The 7375-nt window shown below is 71.1% G+C and carries 7 protein-coding genes; 6 read left to right on the forward strand and 1 reads right to left on the reverse strand.

The annotated features are described in order from the left end of the window. The first annotated feature begins 73 nt into the window (after positions 1-73). The 6 genes from E1182_RS27770 to prcA all read left to right on the forward strand — a co-directional run bounded on the left by E1182_RS27770 (position 74) and on the right by prcA (position 6184). A complete protein-coding gene (locus E1182_RS27770; protein WP_132270701.1) occupies positions 74-2146 on the forward strand; it encodes a hypothetical protein in 2073 nt (690 codons plus the stop codon). Between the two features lie 60 nt (positions 2147-2206). Then, complete coding sequence (gene dop, locus E1182_RS27775) at positions 2207-3724, forward strand: depupylase/deamidase Dop (RefSeq protein WP_132270702.1); 1518 nt, start codon at positions 2207-2209, stop codon at positions 3722-3724. A gap of 104 nt (positions 3725-3828) precedes the next feature. Then, positions 3829-4044 carry a ubiquitin-like protein Pup gene (locus E1182_RS27780; RefSeq protein WP_111133268.1) on the forward strand — a complete coding sequence of 72 codons (216 nt, stop codon included), beginning with the start codon at positions 3829-3831 and terminating at the stop codon, positions 4042-4044. A 162-nt stretch (positions 4045-4206) separates the two neighbouring features. Continuing rightward, positions 4207-4539: an endonuclease VII domain-containing protein gene (locus tag E1182_RS27785; RefSeq protein ID WP_243706454.1), complete on the forward strand. Its 333-nt coding sequence runs from the start codon at positions 4207-4209 to the stop codon at positions 4537-4539. Beyond that, entirely contained in the window at positions 4458-5297 is an 840-nt protein-coding gene (prcB, locus tag E1182_RS27790) for a proteasome subunit beta (RefSeq protein WP_207914596.1), read from the forward strand. Before E1182_RS27785 ends, prcB begins: the two co-directional genes overlap by 82 nt. Positions 5298-5359: 62 nt before the next feature. Next, complete coding sequence (prcA, locus tag E1182_RS27795) at positions 5360-6184, forward strand: proteasome subunit alpha (protein WP_132270704.1); 825 nt, start codon at positions 5360-5362, stop codon at positions 6182-6184. A gap of 114 nt (positions 6185-6298) precedes the next feature. Here prcA and E1182_RS27800 read toward each other — a convergent pair whose 3' ends face one another. After that, positions 6299-7327: a glycosyltransferase family 2 protein gene (locus E1182_RS27800; RefSeq protein WP_132270705.1), complete on the reverse strand. Its 1029-nt coding sequence runs from the start codon at positions 7325-7327 to the stop codon at positions 6299-6301. Positions 7328-7375: the final 48 nt, after the last annotated feature.

Consider the following 7375-nt stretch of genomic DNA (forward strand, 5'->3'; position numbering starts at 1 on the left):
GTCCCGGGCGGGCGGGTATGCCGGACTCGTCGGTAGACTTCCTGCACCGCCATCGACCCCGCCGAGGAGCCTCGTGCCGCCCGAGCTCACCGTCGCCGAGCCACCGATCACCCCGGCGACCGAGGACATCCGTCCGCCTGTGCCCACCTCCCGGCGTCGTCGGCGCCGTCCGGTTCCGATGCTGGCGGCGCTCGTCGCCGCCTGGCTCGTGCCCCTCGCCGTCCACGCCCTGCACCGCGACTGGCTGCTGCCCCCGCTGGTGTTGCTGGCCACCGCCAGCGTGCTGCGCGGCGGGCGTACCCTCCTCGACCGGCTCGTCCTGGCGCTCGCCCTGCTGCTCGGCGCCGCCACCGCCGGCGGACTGCTCTTCGCCGTCTGGCCCTGGGGCATGCGACCGGTGCCGCTGACCGGGACCGCCCTCACCCTGGTCGTCCTCGCCGCCGCCGTGCTGCGCCGCCGGCCCCGACTGCCCCGCCCCGGCTGGGTCGACCTGTTCCCGGTTGCCGCGACCGCCGGGATGATGATCTACCTCAGCGCACCGTGGCAGCGCGTGCACGACCTCGCCGGCCAGTTGACCATCCTCGGTCGGGGCGAGGACAACTGGCGGCACCTGGCCCTCTTCGACGTCCTCGGCCGTCTCGGGGGGTACGCCTTCGTCGACCCCGCCGCCGCCAGGGACGTGCTGCTGCCCCAGATGCTCTACTACCCGCAGGGCTGGCACCTCGTCGCCGCCCTGCTCGACGGGTTCCTCCTGCCGGCCGGCACCGCCCCCCGCGGCCCGGAGGGTGTCGGGCACTACGCCTTCTGGACCATGGCCGGCTTCGGTCTTCTCGTGCTGACCCTGATCTGGGCCGCCCAGCGCATCTCCGGCCCGATCCACCTGCTGCACCGCTTCGCGCTCACCGCGGTGGTCTGCGCCCTCCTGCTGGGCACTCAGCTGCCGCGGCTGCTGGTGTCCGGCTACCCGACCGAGGTCCTCGGCCTCGCCCTGACGGTGCTCCTCGCTTCCCTCGTCGGCCGTCCCCTGGCCGGCACCCGTGAACAGTTCGTGCTAATGGTCAGTCTGGTGGTGGCCATCGGCTTCACCTACTACCTCTTCCTCCCGCCCGCCGCCGTGCTCGTGCTCTGCTGGCTGCTCGGCCACTGGCGGGAGGCGCTGCGTCGCTGGGGGACCGTCGCGCTGGTCGGTGTCGCGGGCAGCGCCCTGGCGCTGGTCGCCCCGCTGCTCGGCGTGCTGCGGGCCAAGCAGACCGAGGCGCTGGCTGTCGGCGGCGGCATCGAGGCCCGCACCGAGGCCTGGCGGGCCCTGATCTGGCTCGGTGGCATCGTGGGCGTGGCCCTGCTGGTCCAGGTCCGCCGCGCCGACCCGGCCTGGCGGCGTTGGCTGTTGGTCTGCGCGGTCGGCGTCGCCCTGTCGCTCGGCATCGCGTACTACAACGACACCTCCGGCGTCGAGCCCGGTTACTACTTCATCAAGTCCACCCACCTGGCCACCGCGCTGCTCATCGTCGGCACCGCCGCCGTGGTGCGGCTGCTGCCCGCACCCCGCCGCGGCTGGTCCTGGCCGGCGGTGACCGCGAGCCTCGCCGGCACCCTCGGCGCGGCGGGCGTCGTGGTCGTCGCGGTGCTCCTGTGCGGAGTCGTCGGCGGGCAGCGAAGCATGCTCATCGCCAGCGAGCAGACCTGGACCGAACGGTGGGTCCACCAGGAGCTGCACCTGCCGTCCAAAGAGGCTTGGGTCTGTGCCGAGGCGCAGCGACGCTACCCCGAGCAGCCCGGCGTCACCACGCTCGTGCTCGATCGCGGCTCCTACCGCCCCTACCTGGAGACCCTCTGCCTCTCCACCCTGCACGGCACCACCGCCCAGACCGAGTTGGGCGTGTACGGCATGGTCTTCGAGGAGCCGTGGCGCACCCACCAGATGGTCGAGCGGGTCCGGGGGCCGATCCGGTTCATCACCGCCGACCCGAACGCGGGGCGGCGGGTGCACTGGATCCTCGACAAATACCCGGCGCTGCGGGAGCGGGTCACCTGGGTTCCCCTCACCGTGCCGGAGTGCGACGTGCTTCCCGTCAACCTGCCGACCGACACCGCCGCCGCCACCGAGGCGACACCGGCTGTGCCGGCGTGCCCCTCTGCGCGCTGAGGGCGACTACGCTCGATAGGAACGGGGGACCGGGTTGGGCCGAGCGGAGCAGGTAGGTCGATGAGCGTCAGACGAATCATGGGCACCGAGGTCGAGTACGGCATCTCGGTGCCCGGCCAGGCCGGAGCCAACCCCATGGTGACCTCCTCCCAGGTGGTCAACGCCTACGGGGCGCGTCCGGAACTCAACCGGGGCGGTCGCGCGCGCTGGGACTACGAGGAGGAGTCGCCGCTGCGCGACGCCCGAGGCTTCACCTACTCCGGGGCGGCGTACGACCCGGCCGAGGCGCTCGCCGACGAGGACCTCGGCCTGGCGAACGTGATACTGACCAACGGGGCGCGACTGTACGTCGACCACGCGCACCCGGAGTACTCCACGCCCGAGGTGACCAACCCGCTGGACCTGGTTCGCTGGGACAAGGCGGGGGAGCGGGTGATGGCCGAGGCGGCCCGCCGTGCCGCCACCATCCCGGGCACCCAGCCGATCCACCTCTACAAGAACAACACCGACAACAAGGGTGCCAGCTACGGTGCCCACGAGAACTACCTCATGCGCCGGCAGACGCCGTTCGCCGACATCGTGGCGTACCTGACGCCGTTCTTCGTCACCCGGCAGATCGTCTGCGGCGCCGGCCGGGTCGGTATCGGCCAGGACGGCGGCCAGAGCGGCTTCCAGATCTCCCAGCGGGCCGACTTCTTCGAGGTGGAGGTGGGGCTGGAGACCACCCTCAAGCGCCCCATCATCAACACCCGGGACGAGCCGCACGCCGACGCCGACAAGTACCGCCGCCTGCACGTGATCATCGGGGACGCCAACCTCTCGGAGATCTCCACCTACCTCAAGGTCGGCACCACCGCGTTGATCCTCACCATGATCGAGGAGAAGGCGCTCGGCGCCGACCTGGGCATCGCCGATCCGGTCAGCGAGCTGCGTGCGGTCAGCCACGACCCGTCGCTGAAGCACCTCATGCGGCTGCGCGACGGCCGTCGGCTGACCGCCCTGGACCTTCAGTGGGCGTACCTGGAACGGGTCCGGTCCTTCGTGGACGACCGGTACGGTGACGACGTCGACGCGCAGACCAGTGATGTGCTCGACCGTTGGGAGAGCGTGCTCGACCGGCTCGGCCGCGATGTCTTCCTCTGTGCCGACGAGCTGGACTGGGTGGCGAAGCTGCGGCTGTTGGAGGGCTACCGGGAGCGGGAGAAGCTGGGATGGGGTTCGCACAAGCTCCAGCTGGTCGACCTGCAGTACTCCGACGTCCGCCCGGAGAAGGGCCTCTACCACCGGTTGGTCTCCCGTGGCTCGATGAAGACGCTGCTCGACGAGGAGCAGACCCGCCGCGCGATGGTGGAGCCGCCGGAGGACACCCGGGCCTACTTCCGGGGCCGCTGCCTGGCCCAGTACGCCTCGGAGGTGGTGGCGGCCAGTTGGGACTCGGTCATCTTCGACGTGGGCCGGGAGTCGCTGGTGCGGGTGCCGATGATGGAGCCGGAGCGGGGCACCCGCAAGCACGTCGGCGCTCTCTTCGACCGCTGTGAGAGCGCCAAGGACCTGCTGGAGACGCTCACCGGCGGCTGAGCGCCGCCGGACCGGCCCCGCGCCGGGAAGATCGGCGCGGGGCGGGCCGTTCGTCGTCCGCGCGAGGTAAGTTTCTCGCAAGCGATCGTCAAGGAGGCACCGAGATGGCCACTCGTGACAGCGGCGGGCAGTCGCAGACCGGCAAGTCGCGCCAGGGCGAGGAGATCGAGGACGTCACCACCGAGGCGAACCCGGAGGTCGCCGAGCGGCACGCCGAGATCACCGAGGACGTCGACGACCTGCTCGACGAGATCGACTCGGTTCTGGAGGAGAACGCCGAGGAGTTCGTGAGGGGTTATGTCCAGAAAGGCGGTGAATGAGGTATATGTCCGACCTGCCTCAGGCGTCGGACACGTTGTGCCCCCAGTGTCAGCAGCTGCTTCCGGCCACTGACCTTCACCGTAACCGTCGACGGGCGGACGGGCTCGCCTACCACTGCAAGGCGTCTGCGACCGCCCGTTCCGAGGCGAGTCGGCGTGGGCGTGGCATCGAGCCGCGACGGAAGTCGCCAACGCCGGTCGCCGAAGGTCTCAAGTGAGTTCCAGGAGCTCCTGGCCGAGCAGGGCAGGGTCTGTGCGATCTGCGGCGGCGAAGATCCTCAACATCTGGACCACGATCATCGCACCGGATGGGTGCGCGGGATACTCTGCTTCAACTGCAATGGTGGTCTCGGCCAGTTCCATGACAGTCCGACGAGGCTGGCCAAGGCGATCACGTACCTGAGAGGAACCACGTGGCAGCGGGTTTTGATCCATCCGGGCGTCTACCAGATGTGTTCACCAACGCGGGGACGTCCTCCTTCACCACGTTCCTGAGCCGGGTGGCCCCCGAGATGCTGCCGGGCCGTCGGCCGCTGCCGCCGGGCATGGCCGCCGACCTGGCGCCGCACGCGACGACCATTGTGGCCATCTCGGCCGCCGGTGGCGTGGTGATGGCCGGCGACCGACGGGCCACCATGGGCAACCTGATCGCCCAGCGGGACATCGAGAAGGTGCACCCGGCCGACGCGTACTCGCTGGTCGGCATCGCGGGCACGGCGGGCATCGGCCTCGAACTGATGCGACTGTTCCAGGTGGAACTGGAGCACTACGAGAAGATCGAGGGCGCGATGCTCTCGCTCGACGGCAAGGCCAACCGGCTCGCCTCGATGATCCGCGGTAACCTCGGCGCGGCCATGCAGGGGCTCGCGGTGGTCCCGCTGTTCGCCGGCTTCGACCTGGCGGCGAAGGACCCGGCCCGGGCAGGACGGATCTTCAGCTTCGACGTCACCGGCGGCCCCTACGAGGAGACCGGCTTCGACGCGATCGGTTCCGGCTCGCTGTTCGCCAAGTCGGCGTTGAAGAAGCGGTTCCGCACCGGACTGTCGATCGACGACGCGGCCCGGCTGGCCGTCGAGGCGCTCTACGACGCCGCCGACGACGACACCGCCACCGGCGGGCCGGACCTGACCCGCCGGATCTACCCGGTGGTGATGACGGCGACCGCCGAGGGCACGCACCGGCTCACCGACGCCGAGACGGCGACGATCGCCGAGGCGGTCGTGGCCGGCCGGATGGAGAACCCGGGCGGCTGACCCCGCTCCCCACCCCACCAGTCAGCAGTCGTCAGCACAGCGCCCGAAGGAGAACCGCCGCCGTGGCCATGCAGTTCTACGCCTCGCCCGAGCAGATCATGCGCGACCGCTCCGAGCTGGCCCGCAAGGGCGTCGCCCGGGGCCGCAGCGCGGTGATCGTCAGCTACTCCGGCGGGGTGCTCTTCGTCGCGGAGAACCTCTCCAGCGCCCTGCACAAGGTCAGCGAGATCTACGACCGGATCGGCTTCGCCGCCGTCGGCCGGTACAACGAGTTCGAGAACCTGCGCCGTGCCGGCGTACGAATGGCCGACCTCAACGGACTCAGCTACGACCGGCGGGACGTCACCGGTCGGGCGCTGGCCAACGCCTTCGCGCAGACCCTCGGCGCCATCTTCACCGAGCAGTCCAAGCCGTTCGAGGTGGAGATCAGCGTCGCGCAGGTCGGCGCCACCGCCGAGGAGGACGAGCTGTACCGGATCACCTACGACGGCTCGGTGAACGACGAACCGGGCCGGATGGCGATGGGCGGCCAGGCCGAGGCGATCACCAGCGTGCTCAAGTCCGACCACCGGGCGGACATGTCGCTCAGCGAGGCGGTACGGCTGTCCGTGCGGGCGCTGAGCAGCGTCGGCGGCGAGGGCGGGGCCTCGCGTACCATCGCGGCCAACCAGCTGGAGGTGGCGGTTCTGGACCGTGCCCGGGTGGGCCGTACCTTCCGCCGGATCACCGGGGCGGCGCTGACCGCGCTGCTGGAGGGCGACGCGGCGGGCGATGCCGCGCCGACCGGCGGCCGGGCCAAGACGCCCACCGTGCCCACCGAGCAGGCGCACAAGCCGACCACCTCCGCCGGCTCCGCCGACCTGGAGGGCCAGCAGCCGTCGGAGTAGACCAACCGGTCGCGAGGGTTGTGAAGATCCTGGAAGCAGGCGGCTCCTTCCGAGGGCCGTAGGCTTCCAGGATCTCGACGTGGCACCACGCGAGCGGTGCCATGGGGCTGGCGGTCAGCGCCGGCGCAGCAGGGGCCGGGCCATGGCCCAGTAGCCGGCGGCGATCGCGTTGAAGATGCCCATGCCGGGTGGCGAGTCGACGTTCGACGGAGCGACCCGGGCGGTCATCAGCTCGGCGATGACGCCGTCGGGGACGCTCCGCTCGGCCTGGAGCTGACGGCGGCGGGCCCGCAGCCAGGCGCGGTTGCGCCACAGCCAGCCCCAGCCCTGGAACTTCTGCTTCGGCCAGCCGCCGGCGAACGCGGCGGCGAGCATGGCCGCCTCGGTGAGCAGCAGGACGGGCGCGAGCACCACCAGGGTGCGCGTCTCGTACGCGGTGAGCAGCGTGACCAGTCGGTTCCGCTCGACCAGGTAGAGCTTGAGGGCGTTGCGGGAGAACTCGTAGTGGTGCTTCACGACCGCGTCCGGGACGTACTCCAGCCGCAGGCCGCGCTGCCAGAGGCGCAGGCTGAGCTCGGTGTCCTCGTGGTAGGCGAAGTACTCGGCGGCGAAGCCGTCCAGCTCGCGCCACAGCGCCCGGTTGATGACGAAGCAGCAGCCGCTGAGCGAGGGCACCGTGGTGCGTACGGCGTGGGCGCTGGCCGGCTCCCCGTTGCCGCCGGCCCAGGACAGGCCGGTGAAGTGCAGCGGGTTGCCGGAGGTGTTGATCAGCTCCGGATTGTCGGCGAGGCGGATGGAGGCCATCGCGGCGCCGACGCCGGGCTCGCCGGCCACCGCGACGACCTTGGCCAGGGCGTCGGGGGTGACGATCGCGTCGGAGTTGACGAAGGCGAGCCAGTCGCCGGTCGCCTCGGCGGCACCCACCCGGCAGCCGCCGGAGTAGCCGGTGTTCTCCTCGGGGCGGATCACCCGGACGCCGGGGAAACCCTTGACGATGTCGATGCCGTCGCCGGTGCAACCGTTGTCGACGACGATCAGCTCGATGTCGACGCCGGTGCTGTCCAGCACGGCGCGGGCGGCGTCGACCAGGTACGGCTCGGCGCCGTAGGCCAGCATCACCGCGGACACCTGCGGGCGGGTCATCGAATGCCTCCGGATACTCCAGTGGCCACGGCGTCGAGGGGCCGGGTC

Source organism: Micromonospora sp. KC721 (assembly GCF_004348355.1).
Taxonomy (GTDB): domain Bacteria; phylum Actinomycetota; class Actinomycetes; order Mycobacteriales; family Micromonosporaceae; genus Micromonospora.